16 protein-coding genes are annotated in these 15,512 nt (G+C 66.7%); 6 read left to right on the top strand and 10 right to left on the bottom strand.

Going from position 1 to position 15,512, the window contains the following annotated elements:
* Nucleotides 1-50: 50 nt before the first annotated feature.
* Nucleotides 51-1,508, bottom strand: a complete 1,458-nt coding sequence (cycA, locus tag AC5RWT_RS19890) for a D-serine/D-alanine/glycine transporter (RefSeq protein WP_494081673.1) — start codon at nucleotides 1,506-1,508, stop codon at nucleotides 51-53.
* A gap of 317 nt (nucleotides 1,509-1,825) precedes the next feature.
* Here cycA and AC5RWT_RS19885 point away from each other — a divergent pair, with 317 nt between their 5' ends.
* A complete protein-coding gene (locus AC5RWT_RS19885) occupies nucleotides 1,826-3,781 on the top strand; it encodes a vWA domain-containing protein (protein WP_494081672.1) in 1,956 nt (651 codons plus the stop codon).
* A gap of 46 nt (nucleotides 3,782-3,827) precedes the next feature.
* On the opposite strand, the gene AC5RWT_RS19880 is transcribed toward AC5RWT_RS19885, so the two are convergent.
* Nucleotides 3,828-4,460: a CG0192-related protein gene (locus AC5RWT_RS19880; RefSeq protein WP_494081671.1), complete on the bottom strand. Its 633-nt coding sequence runs from the start codon at nucleotides 4,458-4,460 to the stop codon at nucleotides 3,828-3,830.
* A 119-nt stretch (nucleotides 4,461-4,579) separates the two neighbouring features.
* Here AC5RWT_RS19880 and AC5RWT_RS19875 point away from each other — a divergent pair, with 119 nt between their 5' ends.
* The gene (locus AC5RWT_RS19875; protein WP_494045340.1) at nucleotides 4,580-5,035 is read left to right on the top strand and encodes a hypothetical protein; all 456 of its coding nucleotides are present in this window, start codon (nucleotides 4,580-4,582) and stop codon (nucleotides 5,033-5,035) included.
* Between the two features lie 58 nt (nucleotides 5,036-5,093).
* On the opposite strand, the gene AC5RWT_RS19870 is transcribed toward AC5RWT_RS19875, so the two are convergent.
* Both AC5RWT_RS19870 and AC5RWT_RS19865 read right to left on the bottom strand, forming a co-directional pair.
* Nucleotides 5,094-6,047 (bottom strand): acyl-CoA thioesterase, encoded by a 954-nt coding sequence (locus AC5RWT_RS19870; protein WP_494045341.1) that lies wholly within the window; start codon nucleotides 6,045-6,047, stop codon nucleotides 5,094-5,096.
* Nucleotides 6,048-6,151: 104 nt separating this feature from the next.
* The gene (locus AC5RWT_RS19865; protein ID WP_494045342.1) at nucleotides 6,152-6,790 is read right to left on the bottom strand and encodes an HD domain-containing protein; all 639 of its coding nucleotides are present in this window, start codon (nucleotides 6,788-6,790) and stop codon (nucleotides 6,152-6,154) included.
* On the opposite strand from AC5RWT_RS19865, the gene AC5RWT_RS19860 reads away from it, so the two are divergent.
* Nucleotides 6,789-7,850 carry a GlxA family transcriptional regulator gene (locus AC5RWT_RS19860; RefSeq protein WP_494081670.1) on the top strand — a complete coding sequence of 354 codons (1,062 nt, stop codon included), beginning with the start codon at nucleotides 6,789-6,791 and terminating at the stop codon, nucleotides 7,848-7,850. The genes AC5RWT_RS19865 and AC5RWT_RS19860 overlap by 2 nt on opposite strands.
* 56 nt (nucleotides 7,851-7,906) lie before the next feature.
* On the opposite strand, the gene AC5RWT_RS19855 is transcribed toward AC5RWT_RS19860, so the two are convergent.
* From AC5RWT_RS19855 to AC5RWT_RS19835, 5 genes are all read right to left on the bottom strand, one after another.
* The gene (locus AC5RWT_RS19855; protein ID WP_494081669.1) at nucleotides 7,907-8,809 is read right to left on the bottom strand and encodes a diacylglycerol/lipid kinase family protein; all 903 of its coding nucleotides are present in this window, start codon (nucleotides 8,807-8,809) and stop codon (nucleotides 7,907-7,909) included.
* Between the two features lie 135 nt (nucleotides 8,810-8,944).
* Nucleotides 8,945-9,442 (bottom strand): SRPBCC family protein, encoded by a 498-nt coding sequence (locus AC5RWT_RS19850; RefSeq protein WP_494045345.1) that lies wholly within the window; start codon nucleotides 9,440-9,442, stop codon nucleotides 8,945-8,947.
* Between the two features lie 14 nt (nucleotides 9,443-9,456).
* On the bottom strand, nucleotides 9,457-9,789 hold the full coding sequence (locus AC5RWT_RS19845; protein WP_494081668.1) for an ArsR/SmtB family transcription factor: 333 nt from the start codon (nucleotides 9,787-9,789) through the stop codon (nucleotides 9,457-9,459).
* Between the two features lie 151 nt (nucleotides 9,790-9,940).
* The gene (locus AC5RWT_RS19840; protein ID WP_494081667.1) at nucleotides 9,941-10,351 is read right to left on the bottom strand and encodes a (R)-mandelonitrile lyase; all 411 of its coding nucleotides are present in this window, start codon (nucleotides 10,349-10,351) and stop codon (nucleotides 9,941-9,943) included.
* 77 nt (nucleotides 10,352-10,428) lie between these two features.
* Nucleotides 10,429-11,451: a zinc-dependent alcohol dehydrogenase family protein gene (locus AC5RWT_RS19835; RefSeq protein ID WP_494081666.1), complete on the bottom strand. Its 1,023-nt coding sequence runs from the start codon at nucleotides 11,449-11,451 to the stop codon at nucleotides 10,429-10,431.
* 124 nt (nucleotides 11,452-11,575) lie between these two features.
* On the opposite strand from AC5RWT_RS19835, the gene AC5RWT_RS19830 reads away from it, so the two are divergent.
* Complete coding sequence (locus tag AC5RWT_RS19830) at nucleotides 11,576-12,472, top strand: helix-turn-helix transcriptional regulator (protein ID WP_494081665.1); 897 nt, start codon at nucleotides 11,576-11,578, stop codon at nucleotides 12,470-12,472.
* 171 nt (nucleotides 12,473-12,643) lie between these two features.
* Nucleotides 12,644-14,080, top strand: coding sequence for an amino acid permease (locus AC5RWT_RS19825; RefSeq protein WP_494081664.1), 1,437 nt, complete (start codon nucleotides 12,644-12,646; stop codon nucleotides 14,078-14,080).
* Here AC5RWT_RS19825 and AC5RWT_RS19820 read toward each other — a convergent pair.
* Nucleotides 14,045-14,749, bottom strand: a complete 705-nt coding sequence (locus tag AC5RWT_RS19820) for a GDSL-type esterase/lipase family protein (protein ID WP_494081663.1) — start codon at nucleotides 14,747-14,749, stop codon at nucleotides 14,045-14,047. The two genes, AC5RWT_RS19825 and AC5RWT_RS19820, sit on opposite strands and share 36 nt — an antisense overlap.
* Before the next feature lie 129 nt (nucleotides 14,750-14,878).
* On the opposite strand from AC5RWT_RS19820, the gene AC5RWT_RS19815 reads away from it, so the two are divergent.
* On the top strand, nucleotides 14,879-15,512 hold a 634-nt coding region (locus AC5RWT_RS19815), incomplete at its 3' end, for a DsbA family oxidoreductase (protein ID WP_494081662.1).

The following is a 15,512-nucleotide window of genomic DNA, read 5'->3' as shown; positions in this document are numbered from 1 at the left end:
GAGCCGGGAAACGGGCGTTCCTGTTGATTCGATACTGGGAGCGGGCGCCGCTAGCGCCGGCCGCTCAGGGCGTCCTCGCGGCCGGCAAGTGCTGCCTTTTCCTCGGCAACCTTGGCGTCGTGGGCGGCGCGGATGGCCGTGTGCTCCGGGTTGCGGCGCAGGGCCAGGTAGCCGATGCCGAGGGCGACGAACCAGACCGGGGTGAACAGCAGGGCGGTCAGAGTGTCCGGCTGGGTGGTCAGCGCCCACAGGATGAAGGCGAAGAAGGCCATCACCACGTATGGCATGAACGCGCCGCCCGGCATCTTGAACTTGCTCGCTTGGTGCAACTGCGGCCGGCGCCGGCGGTACACCACGTAGCTCACCAGGATGATGGTCCAGACGAACATGAAGCACAGTGCCGAGACGGTGGTGACCATAGTGAACGCCTCCGAGACGCTGCCCTCCGCGTAGAGCAGGACAACGCCCGCGAGCAGGAACATGCAGGAGAACAGCAGCGCGCTGCGCGGCACCCCGCGCCCGGAGAGCTTGCCGAAGCGCTTCGGGGCGTCTCCCTCGAGCGAGAGACCGTAGATCATCCGGGAGGTCGAATAGATCCCGGAGTTGGCGCTGGACGTGGCCGAGGTGAGCACCACGAAGTTCACGACGCCGGCCGCGCCGACGAGACCGGCAAGGGCGAACATGCCCACGAACGGGGATTCGTCGGCGTTAAATCCGGTCCAGGGCTGGACGGCCATGAGGATAATCAGGGCGCCTACGTAGAAAATCAGGATGCGGATCGGGATGGAGTTCACCGCCCGGGGGAGGTTCTTTTCCGGGTCCTTGGTCTCGGCGGCGGTGGTGCCGACCAGTTCGATCCCCACGAACGCGAACACGGCAATCTGGAATCCGGCCACGAAGCCCATGAAGCCGGTCGGGAACATGCCGCCGTGCTCCCACAGGTTGCTGAAGGAAGCGCGGGCGCCGTCGTGCTCAAAACCGGTGATGATCATGACCAGTCCCACCACGATCAGCGCCATGATGGCGACGATCTTGATCAGTGCGAACCAGAACTCGGTTTCGCCGAAGGCGCGCACCGTGGGCAGGTTCAGCGCCAGCAGCAGCAGAATGCAAGCGAGTGCCGGGATCCACAACGGCAGGTCCGGCCACCAGAAGGCCACGTAGTGGGCGATCGCGACGACGTCGGCAATGCCGGTAACCACCCAGCAGAACCAGTACGTCCAGCCGGTGAAGAACGCCGCCCACGGTCCCAGGATGTCGCCCGCGAAGTCGCCGAAGTTCTTGTACTCGGTATTGCTCAGCAAAAGTTCGCCCATGGCGCGCATGACGAAGAAGAGCATGAAACCGATGATCATGTAAACGAAAATGACCGAGGGTCCGGCGACGGAAATCGTCTTGCCCGACCCCATGAAAAGGCCGGTGCCAATGGCCCCGCCGATGGCGATCAACTGGATATGACGGTTGGACAAAGACCGCTGCAAATGCGGTGCGTTGTTGGTGGCGCTCACTATGTTCCTTAGGGGTGGGACTGTGCAGCTGCGGGAGTCTCCGGTCGGACGCAGGCTCCATTGCCCGTCCGGCCAGACCGATAGCAAGGCCCCGCCGCTCGCCCCGGAGGGGCCGGCTGGTGACCTACGCCACGAAAACCTATCTGCCGCGGCTCACGTGGGTCAAATCGAGGAGCCGCAGGGGCATGGGTCGGCGGGAGCGCGCGGGGACTCCGCGGGCAGCAGAAGTGACGCGCGTCGGCGCCCCAAGTGGCGGCAAGAAGCTGGATATAGTCGAGATGAAATAACGTTTTAACGATGGGAAATCGGGGTCGAAGATGGGTGCCAGCATCGGGGTCTTAAAGGGTGCGCTGGGCCTTACCGCCGCACTGGCCATGTTCCTGCCGCAGCAGGTGCCCGTCCCGCAGGCGCCAGCCCCGGGATCCGAAGAGGCCGCACCGGTGATGCTGATCCTGGATGCTTCCGGCTCCATGTTGAACCCCGACGCGGATGCCAAGGGCACGCTGCGGATGGACGCCGCCAAGGCCGCTGCCTCGGAGCTGGTGGAAACCCTGCCGGCGGGGTCGCAGCTGGGCCTGATGGTCTACGGCACCAACACGGACAGTTCTCTGGAGGCGCGCGCCGAGGGCTGCAAGGACGTGACCGTGCTCTCCGAGCTGGGCACTGCAGATCCCGGGAAGCTGCTCGGCCAGATCGACTCGATCAAGGCTGCCGGCTACACCCCGGTCGGCGAGGCGCTGCGCCGGGCCGCCGCGGAACTCCCCGACGACGGGCCGCGCAGCATCGTGCTGGTGTCCGACGGCATCGACACCTGTTCCCCGCCGCCGCCGTGCGAGGTGGCGAAGGATCTGGCCAAGGACGGCGTGGACCTAGCCATGCACACCATCGGATTCAAGGTGGACGAGCAGGCGCGCGAGGAACTGAAGTGCATCGCGAAGGTTTCCGGCGGCACGTACGCCGATGCGGACAACGCGGACACACTGCGCGAGCAAATGGTCGTCAAGACCGTCCGCGCCCTGAATCCCTACGACTTCGCCGGCATCCCGGTGACCGGTGGGAAGACTGCGGCCAGCGCGGTGCACGTTGCCACCGGCCAGTATCTGGACACTTTCGCCACCGGCAGCAAGAAGATTTACGACGGCGGCACGCGCAAGTTCTACAAGGTGCATCTGGACGACGGCGAGCGCCTGCACGTCAGCGCCTCTATGGTGATGCCGATCCGCTCCGGCAGCATGTCCAACTACAGCAGCCTGGAGCTGGAGGTGCTCGGCCCGGACGGGCAGGAATGCCTGACCTCGGTCCGCGAAGCCCGCGACGAGGCCCGGCTCTCCGACGGCCCGGTCACCGCGGTGCTGTCCACGCCGGCGATGGGCAGCGGCGACAAGGAATGCTTGGAGCCGGCCGACGGCGGCGACCTGCTGGTCAGCGTGACCCGCAGCGGTCCGGGCTGGCAGGATGACCCGCTGCCGATGGAGCTGCTCTTCCTGACCGAACCGGAGGCCGACACCGCCGGGCTGCCCGAAGCCTACGAGTCGGTGACCAAGTTGGATCTGCTGAAGCCGGGGACCAAGCCGCAGGAGACCGCCCCAGGCAACAGCTTCAACTCCGCGCCGGAACTGGCCCCTGGCAGCTACACGGCCACCCTCATCCCCGGAGAGGTGCACTTCTACAAGGTGCCGGTGGACTACGGGCAGCAGCTGCGCGCCGTCGCACAGCTCGGCGACTACCAGAAGGACATCTTCAACCCGTCCTACCTGCAGCTGGGCGTTGCCAATCCGCTGCGCCAGCCCGTTACCATCACCGACGGGACCTCCACCGGCGCCTACGGCATGACGTCCATGGCCGACCCGGGCACCACCGTCGCGGCGAACTTCGCCTCGCCGGTGCGTTACCGCAACGCCGCAGAGGGCATCCACGACGTCCGCACCCTGTACCTGGCCGGTGACTACTACATCCAGGTGGCCGTGGACCCGCTGTACTTCGAGGACGCGAAGGAAACGGAGATCCCCTACACGCTGACCCTGGACCTGGCTGGCGACGTGGAGCCCGGCCCCGGCACCACCGAAGCGGAGGCCGCAGCCGCTGAAACCGCGGTGGCCGCACCGGCGGACAACCAGGCCGGGTCGCGGACCATCGTGGCCGTGGCGGACGACGGCGAAGGCTCGGCTCCGGTCCCGGCCCTCGCCTGGGGCATCGGCTCGGCCGTGGTCATTGCCGCCGGCGTCGCCGCCGCGCTCATCCTGCGCAGGAAGCGCGCTTCCCGGCAGCCGTAGGCGGATGAAGCTGCCGGCCCCAGCACTCCCGGACGGCCGGTTGCCGCTACCAGGCAGACGCGAGGATCAGCGGCCGCTGGCCGGGCAGGGAGCAGGTCAGTTTCAGGGCGGTGCCGGGCTGCTCGCTGGGGTCCGGCGTGCGGTAGACCGTGAGGGTCAGCGGGCCGGCGTCGATGGTGGTGACGCTGTCGGAGGTGCTGGGCACCGCCGTCGTGATCTCGGGGACGATGCCGCCGGGACCGCCGCTGCCGCGCACCGGGAGGGCCCCGGTCAGCGGTTCGAGCTTTCCGTCCACGTCCAGGAACTGTTCGGCGCCGGAGCCGCCCTGCACGATGACGGTGGCCAGGGCGGTGGCGTAAACCGGGTCCGCGCAGGCGTCGTAAATCCAGCGGTCGCCCAGCACCGAGTGCTCCATAGTCCCTGCCAGGAATTCTTCGGCCCCGGGCAACGGGGCGCCACGGTAGGTCAGCGGGACGTGCACAATGGCCCCGCTGCCGGTGCGGAGCAAGTGGGTTTCCATCCCGACCTCGCCCGCCGGGTCATCGAAGCGGAAGGCACCAAGGTGCTCCAGCTCGGCAGCGTCAGCTCCTAGTTCCTGGAACCAAGGCTGCTCTGGCAGCCACGCCTTCAGGAGATCCTGTTTGGAGGGATTCAGCACCGCGTCGTAAATGATGGCCATGGTTGTAGCGTACCCACCGTCGGGGAAGGGATAGTGTGCGGAGAAGGATGCGGGCGTGACCCCGGCAATCGGGATAGAGGCCGCGCACGCATCGCAGCGCAGTGACAGGGAGGTCCGGGGTGCCGACATCACACCGGGTTGCGGCCCTGTTCACGCCAGCGCGGTTGGCGGCCGCGGCACTCGGCTGCACCGCCGTCGTCGTTGTCAGCGGTTGCGGCGCCCCGGCCGCCTCAGAAGGGTCCATCGGCGTGTGGGAGCTGCTCGACGCGGCGGAGGTGGGACCGGACTCAACGTCGCTGCGACTGGGCGTGACCCGGCTCGAATGTTCCGGCGGGGAAACGGGGACAGTGCTTGAGCCAGACGTTCAATTCGAGAGAGGCCGGATCGTCATCCGGACGGACGTCGAGCCGCTGACCGGCGATACCTACAACTGTCTAGGAAACAACACCGTGCCAGTGGTCGTGGAGCTGTCCGAACCGGTCGGGAACCGCGATCTGGTCGACGCGGCTTGCCTGGGCGGCGACGCCGTGGAAACGGTGTTCTGCGCGGACGGCCCCGTGCGCTGGAGCCCGTAACCGGCGGAGGGCACGCGACCCGCCACCGCCATCATGTGCTGTGCGGGCCGGGCAGTGCCTAGTACGTCCGCTCGACGGCGAACTGCAGCGGCGGCAGTTCGGCCCGGCGTCGCACTAGATCCACGGCGTGGGCGTCGAGCCGCCGGTCCTCCTCGGTGCGGAGCACCAGCTGCGGCACTTGGGCTGCGTGGCCGGCGTCGTTCCTGCTGACGAAGATGGTCATGCACTGCGTGGTGGGCCGCCACTCGCCGCCGCGCGGGTCCCGGGCGCGGACGTGCACCGCAATGTGCATGCTGCGCGGGCCAGTGTGGATGAGCCGTGCCTCCGCTTCCACCAGGTCGCCGATATGGATCGGGTTCAGGAAGTGGATGCCCCCGGAATAGACGGCCACCGCATCCCGTCCGCACCAGGACATGGCGCAGGCCCGGGCCACCTCGTCGATCCAGCGCATCACGATCCCACCGTGCGCGTTCCCGCCCCAGTTCACGTCCGACGGAGCGGCCAGGAAGCGAAACTGTTCCCGCGGCGCGGTGCCCTCGTCGGTGTAGGCCTGTGCGCTCATGACGTCGCGGATCTCGGCCCGGGCCGCGACCCGGCCGCCCGCGCCCTCGGCCAGCCGCGCGGATTCCTCGTCCGACGGCGACCATTGCGGGATCGCTTTCGGACGGCTGTCCTCGCCCATCGCCACGAACACCAGGATGCAGTCCATCGCAGGCCGGAAGTCGCGTTCGCGGACGTCGGCCGCGTCGACCGTGACCACCACCTGCATGCTGGACCGGCCGGTATGGACAATCCGGGCGTCGACTTCGATCAGGTCGCCGTTGCGGATCGGCCGGGTGAAGTGCACGTTGCCCACGTAGGCGGTGACGCAGTAGCTCCCGCTGTACCCGGTGGCGCAGGCATAGCCGGCCTTGTCGATCCACTCCAGCACGCGGCCGGCCTGCACCGTGGTCCCGTCCTCCGAGACATCGGTCGGCGAGGCCAGGAAACGCAGGGTGATCCGGTCGTCCATGTCTGAATCGTAGCCTGCTGGCGGCGGCCAAGGCGCCGCCTGCCGGGCACCGTCGGGTGCCCGGCACCGCGGTTGGCGCGACCGACCGTCAGCCGCCCCAGTGCCTACTCCGGCCAGTCGTTGTCCTTGATGACCTCCACAAAGTCGCCGCGCTGGAAGCCCGGCACGAAGTGGGCCAGAACGTCAGCCTTCACGTTGCCGAACGTGGTGTCCGGACGGTCCTTGATGCCTTCGGTGAAGGCGGCGAGGATCTGGTTCTTGAAGTCGGGTCTGGGGTGCGCGGCCACCACGGCGGCGCGCTGTTCGTCGGTGACGGCGTCGTAGCCGATGCCCAGCACGTCCAGTTCCACGCCGCGGGTGACCAAGGCGACCTCGGGCGCCATGTGCAGCGGGATCTCCGGCGTGGTGTGCAGGGCGATGGCGTTCCACACCCGGTCGGCCGCCTCTCCGGTGATGCCGTGGGTGTTCAGGAAGCGGCGGGCCTCGTCGGCGCCGTCGATCTCGAAGCGCTGGTCGGTGCGGCGGAACCGTTCTGTCAGGCCCAGATCGTGGAACATGGCCCCGACATAGAGCAACTCGGGATCGAACTCCAGTCCCTGTTCGCGACCGCGCAGTGCACCGAACACGAACACGCGCCGGGAGTGGTGGTACAGCAGCGGGGATGCAACCTCGCGCACCAGCTCGGTGGCCTCCCGCGCGAGGGAGCTGTCCGGAATCTGCACGTCGGCGATGGATTCAGCCATGATGAAAACCTTTCTCTTGGTGCTGTCTCTTCCATCCTCGTCCTTCGGCGTACGCTGGTGCCATGTCTCTTCAGCCACGAAAACCTCAGATTCGGCCATGACGCATCGGGTGGGCCTGATTGTTTTCGACGGCGTGACCATGCTTGACGTCAGTGGTCCCGGTGAGGTGCTGCACCAAGCGATGCTGGCCGGCCACCCGTATGAACTCGTCCTGATCTCCCCGTCCGGTGGCACGGTCACCACCTCCTCCGGACTGACCCTGTCCGGCACGACAGCGTCGGCCGACGCCGGGCCGCTCGATACGGTGGTCGTCGCGGGCGGCGACCTGCTGGCGCAGCACCCGCTCGACGGCGGACTGCTCGCCTCGGTCGCCTCGCTCGCCGAGCGGGCCGCGCGGCTCGCGTCGGTCTGCACGGGAGCATTTGTGCTCGCCGAACTCGGTTTGCTTGATCACCGCAGGGCCACTACTCACTGGCGGCACGCCGAGACCCTTGCCCTCCGCTACCCCAAGGTGCAGGTGGAGCCGGATGTCATCCATGTCCATGACGGCCGGTACATCACCTCCGCCGGTATTAGCGCGGGCATCGACCTGGCCCTGTCCCTGGTGGAGGACGACCATGGGCCGGCAGCGGCGCGCGGGATCGCCCGCGAACTGGTGGTTTTCATGCAGCGCCCCGGCGGGCAGTCGCAGTTCTCCACCCTCCCCGCGCTCCCGTCCCGCAACAGCGTGCTGGAGGCGTTGACCGCCTCCGTCTTGGCCGATCCGACGGCGGAGTACAGCATTCCGGCGATGGCGGCGGCAGCGGCGGTGAGTCCGCGGCACCTGACCCGCCTGTTCCAAACCGAATTGAACACCACGCCGTCCCGCTGGGTGGAACGGGTCCGGCTGGACCGCGCGCAGCAACTCCTGCTGGACGGCTCCAGCATCACGGCGGCGGCACAACGCAGCGGTTTCGGCAGCGACGAAACCCTCCGCCGCGCCTTCGCCCGACAGCTAGGCATCACCCCCACCGAGTACCGCCGGCGGTTCACCACCACGCAACCGGCCCCCGCCGCCTGACGCGGAATGGGGCCGGGCGCGAGGTCAACAAGTCTGTCCTTGCTAACCGCGGTGATTCATCCGAGAGTCGGCAGGGCGGCCGGGGCGCTCTCGATTTTGACGAAGGTCCCTGCGTCAACAGATTTCACCTCGCCGTCGACCTGGTACGGCAGGGGCTTAAGCGTGGTGAACTCGTAGCTGCTCACGCTTGGCTGCTCGCCCAGCCCCTGGGTGGTGGCCCGCAGGGCTTTCAGCAGTACCCGCCACTTGGGCATGTGGGGGAAGATGACCACTTCGAATTTTCCATCCGAAAGCTTGTCATCGGCCTCGCTGAGCGTGGCGTACTTCGCCATCTCGGCTATGTTGGCGAAGACGATGCTGTCGAACTTGCGGCGCTTTCCGTCGCTTTGACGTATCTCGAAGGGCTGAAACTTTGAGAACGTCCGCACCACGGAGAACATTTCCTTGATCGCACCCTTGCTCCCCTTTTCCAGGTCGATTGCCATCACTGGCGTCAGGCCGAATCCGACATAGGAGTGCGCATATTCTCCCGGGGCGTCCGGTCCCTGGCCTGTGTGGATGCGCATCAAGTCGATAAGCCTCGTCCGCCCTAAGGCGATGGCTTCGGCCAGCGGCATCGTGCCCGTGGTCCGCCGGTGGTCGTTCGCGTTTCCTGCCGCCATGACGGCACACACCGCGTTAGGGTTGCCGCTTTGCATGACACCGTTGACCACTTCGTTGTATCCGCCGTCGCCGCTGACCGACACTATGAGAACGTCGTGCAGATTGGCTGCCGCGTCACGCGCCAGCATGACCGCGTGGCCGGCATGGTCGGTCGGTTGCAGTTCGATGTCCGGTTGATAGGAAAGCGAGCCCCGCAGCTCATCGCGGAGCTGCTCAGCAAGCTTCGGTGCGTTACCGGTGCTGTTGGGATTGTAGATGATGACAATCGCTGCGAAGGTCCGCGTGGTATCGCTCATGCAATCCAGTATGCAACCAGAAAGGCCGCCGGTCGCGGGTACTTGACCGAGCACCCGGACGGGTCAACCCACCTGGTCCGGCGGGAGTGGGGCGCTGGTCCGGGACGCCTCACTGCCCGATTCGCTGATGCTTGATCAGACCGCTGCGGTTTCCGCGAGGATGGCGTCAATCTGCCCCATGGCTTCCTGCATGCCTTCGACCATGCCCATCTCGAGCATCTTCTGCAACTGGTCGGCGGATTCAAACCTCGACTCGGTGGTCATTCGGGTGCGGCCGTCAACGTCTTCCAGCGTGACCGTTGCGTAGGTGGTGCCCATGTCGGCCACGGGCTCGCCGTCGTCGTCGGCAAATCCGTCCTCGAAAGAAAGCCTGTTCGGCGCCTCGATGGCGGTGAACTTCCACCAGCCGGCTGCCTTCTCGCCGTCCGGCCCGGTCATGTAGTAGCTGGCCTTACCGCCCGGCGTGAACTCGTGCTTGTCGAAGGTAGCGGGCCAGGTGGGCGGGCCCCACCAGCGTTCGAGCTGGCGCGGATCTTCCCAGATCTGCCACACCCGCTCCACGGGGGCGTCGAACTCGGCGACGACGGTGAACTTCAACGCGTCCTCGTCCTTAATGACATCGATAACCGGCATGATGGTGCCCTTCTCTATTCGTCGTCGAGAATGTCCTGGATCCGTTCAATCCGGTGCTGCCAGAGCATCTCGTATTGATCGAGCAGTCGACGCGCTCTCCGCACTCCATCAAGATGAGGCCGCACCATCTGCTCCCTACCGCGCTTCTCCTTAACCACCAGAGAAGCCCGCTCCAAAACCGCCACATGTTTCTGCACCGCGGCGAAACTCATGGCGTAGCCCGCTGCCAGCCCCGACACCGAGAACTCTCCGGTGAGCACCCTGGCCACGATGTCGCGGCGGGTAGCATCGGCGAGCGCCTGGAACAGACGGTCCAACTCGGTGTCACTGACTTGATCTACAACCATTTGGTTGTAGATTAGTCCGCGCTGGGGAGGCGGTCAAGGGGTTTTTGCAGAAAACGCCCGACGGCGGCACATGGGTGGCGCCGTCGGCTTCAGGTCGCGAGGTGCTGACCTGCCGTTCACAGCCCTGATGCTTTGGGGGTCATGGTCCCTGCTACGTGGCTGGGTACTCGTCGTCGGTGAGCTTGTCGCCCCAGGTGGTTTCCGGTTCGTCGCTGCCGGGCTCCGGAGCTTCCCAGAGGGCGAGATGGCACATGAAGTTGTCGGCGGTGGCGCCGTGCCAGTGCCATTCTCCCGCCGGGGTGTAGACGGTGTCGCCGGGTCGGATTTCGATGACCGCTTCGCCGCGGGACTGCACGTAGCCGACGCCTTCGGTCACGTGCAGGGTCTGTCCGACGGCGTGCTTATGCCACGCGGTGTGCGCACCGGGAGTGAACCGGACCAGGTTGAGCCGGGTCCGGGAGGGCGCTTCGCCGGCATAGTACGAGTTGAAGTAGACGTCGCCGGCGAACCAGTCGGCCGGACCTTTGACGGTCGGCGTCTTGGGCTGCATTTGCGTGCTCATGATCGATTCCTTTCGTTGTCTTCAAGGACCATCCCGGCCGAGGCCTGGGTGGTCCGGACTGACGGCTGCGCTACGAGCTAAACGGTGAGCAGCACCTTGGTGGCACTCCGTTCGTCCATCGCACGATATGCCTTTGCGGCGTCTTCGAGCGGGAGGGTCAGGTCGAAGACCTTGCCGGGGTCAATCTTGCGCTGCCAGATGAGTTCGATGAGTTTAGGCAGGAAGCGGCGCACCGGGGCGGGTCCGCCGTGCAGGTGCACTCCGGAGAAGAACAGGCCGAGGCCGTCCAGCTTCACGTCATGGGTGACCCCCACGTAGCCGATGTGCCCGCCGGGCCGGGTGGCACCGATCGCCTGCTCCATCGACTCCTGCGTGCCGACGGCCTCGACGACGGAGTGGGCGCCGAGTCCATTGGTGAGCTCCTTGATCTTCGCTATGCCGGCGTCGCCGCGCTCTTCGACGATGTCGGTGGCACCGAATTCACGGGCAAGGGCCTGCCGGTCGGCGTGGCGGGACATGGCGATGATGCGCTCGGCGCCCAGCTGCTTGGCGGCCAGGATCGCCGACAGTCCGACGGCCCCATCTCCGACGACGGCCACGGTCTTCCCTGGTCCGGCCTCGGCGGCCACGGCTGCGAACCATCCGGTGCCCAGCACGTCGGAGGCCGCCAGCAACGCGGGAATGAGATCGGCATCCGGCATTCCGGGCGTCCGGACCAGCGTGCCGTCGGCCAGGGGAATCCGGATGAATTCGGCCTGGGTGCCGACGGAGCCCATCATCACGCTGTGCACGCAGCGGGACTGGTAGCCGGCTTGGCAGATCTCGCAGGTGTTGTCGGACGCGACGAAGGAGCCGACGACGAAGTCGCCGACGTTCACGGTGCGAACATCCGCACCCACTTCGTCAACCACACCGACGTACTCGTGCCCCATCGGCGTGGGACCGGCGAGCTTCTCGACGCCGCGGTACGGCCACAGATCCGAACCGCAGACACAGACTGCAGCCGCCCGGATGATCGCGTCGGTTGGCTCGAGGATGGCGGGCTTCTCACGGTCTTCGACCCGGACATCGCCCGGGGCATACATCACAACTCCACGCATGGGGAGTGCTCCTTTCGTTGGTACCTGACCAGTGAATCGCGCCCTAGGCGCCCGCGGGAGTCCCTGTCGAAAGGTGTACTGACAGGGCACCCTTCGCGGCAGCGCGGTCGCCTACCCTGAGAGCATGGACAATCGGGCGGAGGTGCGGGATTTCTTGATGTCCCGCCGGGCGAAGATCACGCCGGAACAGGCCGGCCTGCCCGGCGGAGTGAAGCGACGCGTTCCCGGGCTGCGGCGCACCGAGGTGGCGGTCCTCGCCGGCGTCAGCGTGGAGTACTACTCCAAGCTCGAGCGCGGCGCGATCGCCGGGGCCTCGGCGTCCGTCCTTGAGGCGGTGGCCAGGGCACTCCAGCTCGACGACACGGAACGTGCCCACCTCTTCGACCTTGCACGGACCGCCGACGGCATCCCGGCTTCCGGACGCCCACGGCGGCGGGCGACGGCGCAACAGGCGGCCCGGCCGAGCCTGCAGTGGGCGCTCGAGGCGATTACCGACGGCGTTGCCTTCGTCCGCGACCCCTACCAGAACCTGCTCGCGACCAATGCGCTGGGCCGCGCGTTCTATTCCCCGCTGATTGGCGACGGCGGGCGCACCCCCAACCTCGCGCGGTTCCAGTTCCTCGACCCGGCCGCCAGGTCCTTCTACCCCGACTGGGAACTGTTCGCCGGGATGTGCGTCGGCATCATGCGCACGGAAGCGGGCCGCGATCCGCACGACCGGGCGCTCCAGAACCTGGTCGGCGAACTCTCCACCCAAAGTGATACCTTCCGCCGGCTCTGGGGCTCCCACGACGTGCGCACCCACGGTACTGGCACCAAGCGCTTCAACCATCCGGTGGTCGGCGAGCTCACCCTCGCCTACGAAGAACTCACCATCACCGCGGAGCCGGGCCTGGTCCTGATGGTCTACACGGCAGAACCCGGCAGCCCGTCCGCTGAACGGCTGCGGCTGCTCGCCAGCTGGGGCGCGGATCACAACCTGCCCGCAGCCCTGAAGGAAAGAGAGCGTCCGGCAATCTAGGGCGGCAACCACTGCACGCTGCGATCTTGCGCCCGTGGAGGGTCCGGAGGTGGTGGTTTGGGAAAGGAGCCGGGCACCGCCGTCGTGATCCGACGTGGGCGGGCCGGGCGTAGAATTGATTGGCCGCATTTTCAGCGCCGGCCTCTTCCCCTTCAGCTAGGTTGTTTTTCCATGCCGCAATTTGCTTCCGCGCTCGCGCGGGGCCTGACTGTCCGCCACATCCGCTTCATGGCCCTTGGCTCCGCCATCGGCACCGGGTTGTTCTACGGTTCGGCCGCGGCCATCCAGGCTGCCGGTCCGGCGGTGCTGCTGGCCTACGCGATCGGCGGCGCGGCCGTGTTCCTGGTGATGCGGGCGCTGGGCGAGATGGCGGTGCGGCACCCGGTTTCCGGCTCGTTCGGCCAGTACGCCAGCCGCTATCTGGGGCCGTTCGCCGGCTTCATCACCGGCTGGACGTTCGCGTTCGAGATGGCCATCGTGGCGATCGCCGACGTGACCGCGTTCGGCATCTACATGGGCTTCTGGTTCCCCGACGTGCCGCGCTGGATCTGGATCCTCGCCGTCGTCTTCTTCATTGCCGCGATCAATCTGGTCAAGGTCAAGGTCTTCGGCGAGACCGAATTCTGGCTGTCGCTGGTCAAGGTGGTGGCGATCATCGCCATGATCCTGGGCGGGGCGGCGATCATCCTCTTCGGCTTCGGCCTGCCGGACGGCGCCAACCCGGGGCTAGAAACCATGCTGGGGTCCGGCGGCTTCTTCGCCAACGGGTTCTGGGGCTTGTTGGCCTCCTTCTCCATCGTGATGTTTGCCTTCGGCGGGATTGAGACCATCGGCATCACGGCCGGCGAGGCGGAGAATCCGAAGAAGGCGATCCCGGGCGCGATCAACACCGTGCCGCTGCGGATCCTGCTGTTCTACGTCTGCACGCTGGCCGTGTTGATGATGATCTCGCCGTGGGACCGGATCGACGGGTCCACCAGCCCGTTCGTGCAGATTTTCGACATGCTGGGCATCCCGGCGGCCGCGCACATCCTCAACGCCGTGGTGATCACCGCCGCCATTTCCGCGATCAACTCGGACACCTTCGGGGCCGGGCGGATGATGTACGGGCTGGCCGAGCAGGGCCACGCGCCGAAGGCGTTTGCGAAGATTTCCCGTCACGGGGTGCCGTGGATGACCGTGGCGACGATGGCCGCGGTGCTGCTGGCCGGCGTCGTGCTTAACGCGCTTTTGCCCGAGTCGCTGTTCCTGATTGTCGCCTCGATCGCGACCTTCGCCACCGTCTGGGTCTGGCTGATGATCCTGCTCTCGCATATCGCGATGAAGCGGGAGATCGCGCGGAAGGGCCTTCCGGCGTCGGAATTCCCGGTGCCGTTCTGGCCGGTCGCGTCCTATCTGGCGCTGGCGTTCATGGCGTTCATCGTGGTGCTGCTCGGCATCATGCCGGACACCCGGGTGGCGCTGGTGGTGGGCTGCGCGTGGATTGGGCTGCTGTTCCTGGCCTACCGATTCGGCGTCAAGGGCGCCGGACGACGTCGCGCGGAGCTGGCGGACGAGACCGGCGTGGCCGCGTCAACGGAACCTGCGCAAGCGCCGTCGGGCCGGTAGCTTCGAAGGCGCCGACAACCGTCCGGCACCGATGACCGTGGACCGAATTGCAGCGGAGTCGGGGAACGCGAAGGCTCGGATGGCCTGCGCGATCTTGAGACCGCCTTGCACGGAGGGCTCAATCGGGTTGGCATAGTCCGCATCTTCGGAACACACCAGCCGGAGGTCCAGCAGCGACAGTCCCCAGGCGAAGACTTCGCGGGTGATGCGGTCGTTGAAGAGCGCGGCTGCCGACTTGATGACGCGCTGGTTGGGGGCTGACGGCGGGGTGTCATAGATGGTGCAGGCGGCTGCAGGCAATCCCGTCGCTGCCAGCGCTTCCAGCATCCTGGCGTAGCCGGCCGCGAAATTGTCTTGGGCATCGGCGAACCGGTTGAAGGCCTGTGCCGCCGATCCGACCGGCTCATCGAGCAGGTAGGCAAAACCCAGGGCGTCGTTGCCGCCGACGCTGACGATCAAATGCGTGGCGTCCGCCGGTAGGGATCGGAGCTGTCCGGCGACGTCGGAGATGACTGCACCGTCGACGGCCAGGAGCGTGGCCTGCCAGTCGGCAGGAAGCAGCCGACGCAGCTGTGTGACGACGTCGGGTCCTCCGGCAACGTAGGCAGCGTTGTCGAAGACCGAATCGCCGAGCAGCACCACATGCCCTGTGTTGCCCTCAGTGTCCATATCGCCCTCTCTGGCACTTGAGTTGGTGAAAACACATTAGCGGCCAGGCGGCCCGGGCCGCAGCGGAAGTAGGCTGCCTGCCCTCGGCTGTGGGGAATAGCCTCCTGACGGTTGCTGTTGATAACGAACATGAAGATTGAGATCTGGTCAGACATCGCGTGCCCCTGGTGCTTCATCGGCAAGCGCCGCTTTGAGACGGCCTTGGCGGGCTTCGAGCACAAGGACCAGATCGACGTCGAGTGGCGCAGCTACCAGCTGGACCCCACGCTGCCCGACCACTACGAGGGCACCGAAACCGAGTACCTGTCCCGGATCAAGGGCATGCCGCAGGACCAGGTGAAGCAGATGTTCGGCCACGTGACCGCGCAGGCCGCTGGCGAGGGGCTGGACTACGACTTCGACAAGGTGGTGGTGGCCAACAGCTTCACCGCGCACCGCTTCCTGCATCTGGCCAAGGAACACGGCCTGATGGACCAGGCCAAGGAAGCCCTGCTCTCCGGCCATTTCGAACAGGGCCAGGACATTGGCGACACGGAGTATCTGGTGAGCACCGGCGTCGCACTGGGCATTGACGAGGCCGAGATCCGCGAGACGCTGGCGGGCGACCGCTTTGCCGCGGAGGTCCGCGCGGACATTGCCGAGGCCCGCGCGCTGGGCGTCAACGGGGTGCCGTTCTTCGTGCTGGACCGCAAGTACGGGATCTCCGGCGCGCAGCCGGCCGAGGCGTTCGCGCAGGCGATCCGGCAGGCGTGGAACGAGCGCA

Source organism: Arthrobacter sp. Dra40, assembly GCF_059091905.1.
Note: the sequence above shows the minus strand (reverse complement) of the source record. Positions and strands in the feature narration are given on the sequence as shown.

Coding starts and splice junctions, on each gene's coding strand:
- AC5RWT_RS19885 (WP_494081672.1), top strand. CDS start 1,826: ATGGGTGCCAGCATCGGGGTCTTAAAGGGTGCGCTGGGCCTTACCGCC.
- AC5RWT_RS19880 (WP_494081671.1), bottom strand. CDS start 4,460: ATGGCCATCATTTACGACGCGGTGCTGAATCCCTCCAAACAGGATCTC.
- AC5RWT_RS19870 (WP_494045341.1), bottom strand. CDS start 6,047: ATGGACGACCGGATCACCCTGCGTTTCCTGGCCTCGCCGACCGATGTC.
- AC5RWT_RS19860 (WP_494081670.1), top strand. CDS start 6,789: ATGATGAAAACCTTTCTCTTGGTGCTGTCTCTTCCATCCTCGTCCTTC.
- AC5RWT_RS19865 (WP_494045342.1), bottom strand. CDS start 6,790: ATGGCTGAATCCATCGCCGACGTGCAGATTCCGGACAGCTCCCTCGCG.
- AC5RWT_RS19855 (WP_494081669.1), bottom strand. CDS start 8,809: ATGAGCGATACCACGCGGACCTTCGCAGCGATTGTCATCATCTACAAT.
- AC5RWT_RS19850 (WP_494045345.1), bottom strand. CDS start 9,442: ATGCCGGTTATCGATGTCATTAAGGACGAGGACGCGTTGAAGTTCACC.
- AC5RWT_RS19845 (WP_494081668.1), bottom strand. CDS start 9,789: ATGGTTGTAGATCAAGTCAGTGACACCGAGTTGGACCGTCTGTTCCAG.
- AC5RWT_RS19840 (WP_494081667.1), bottom strand. CDS start 10,351: ATGAGCACGCAAATGCAGCCCAAGACGCCGACCGTCAAAGGTCCGGCC.
- AC5RWT_RS19835 (WP_494081666.1), bottom strand. CDS start 11,451: ATGCGTGGAGTTGTGATGTATGCCCCGGGCGATGTCCGGGTCGAAGAC.
- AC5RWT_RS19830 (WP_494081665.1), top strand. CDS start 11,576: ATGGACAATCGGGCGGAGGTGCGGGATTTCTTGATGTCCCGCCGGGCG.
- AC5RWT_RS19825 (WP_494081664.1), top strand. CDS start 12,644: ATGCCGCAATTTGCTTCCGCGCTCGCGCGGGGCCTGACTGTCCGCCAC.
- AC5RWT_RS19820 (WP_494081663.1), bottom strand. CDS start 14,749: ATGGACACTGAGGGCAACACAGGGCATGTGGTGCTGCTCGGCGATTCG.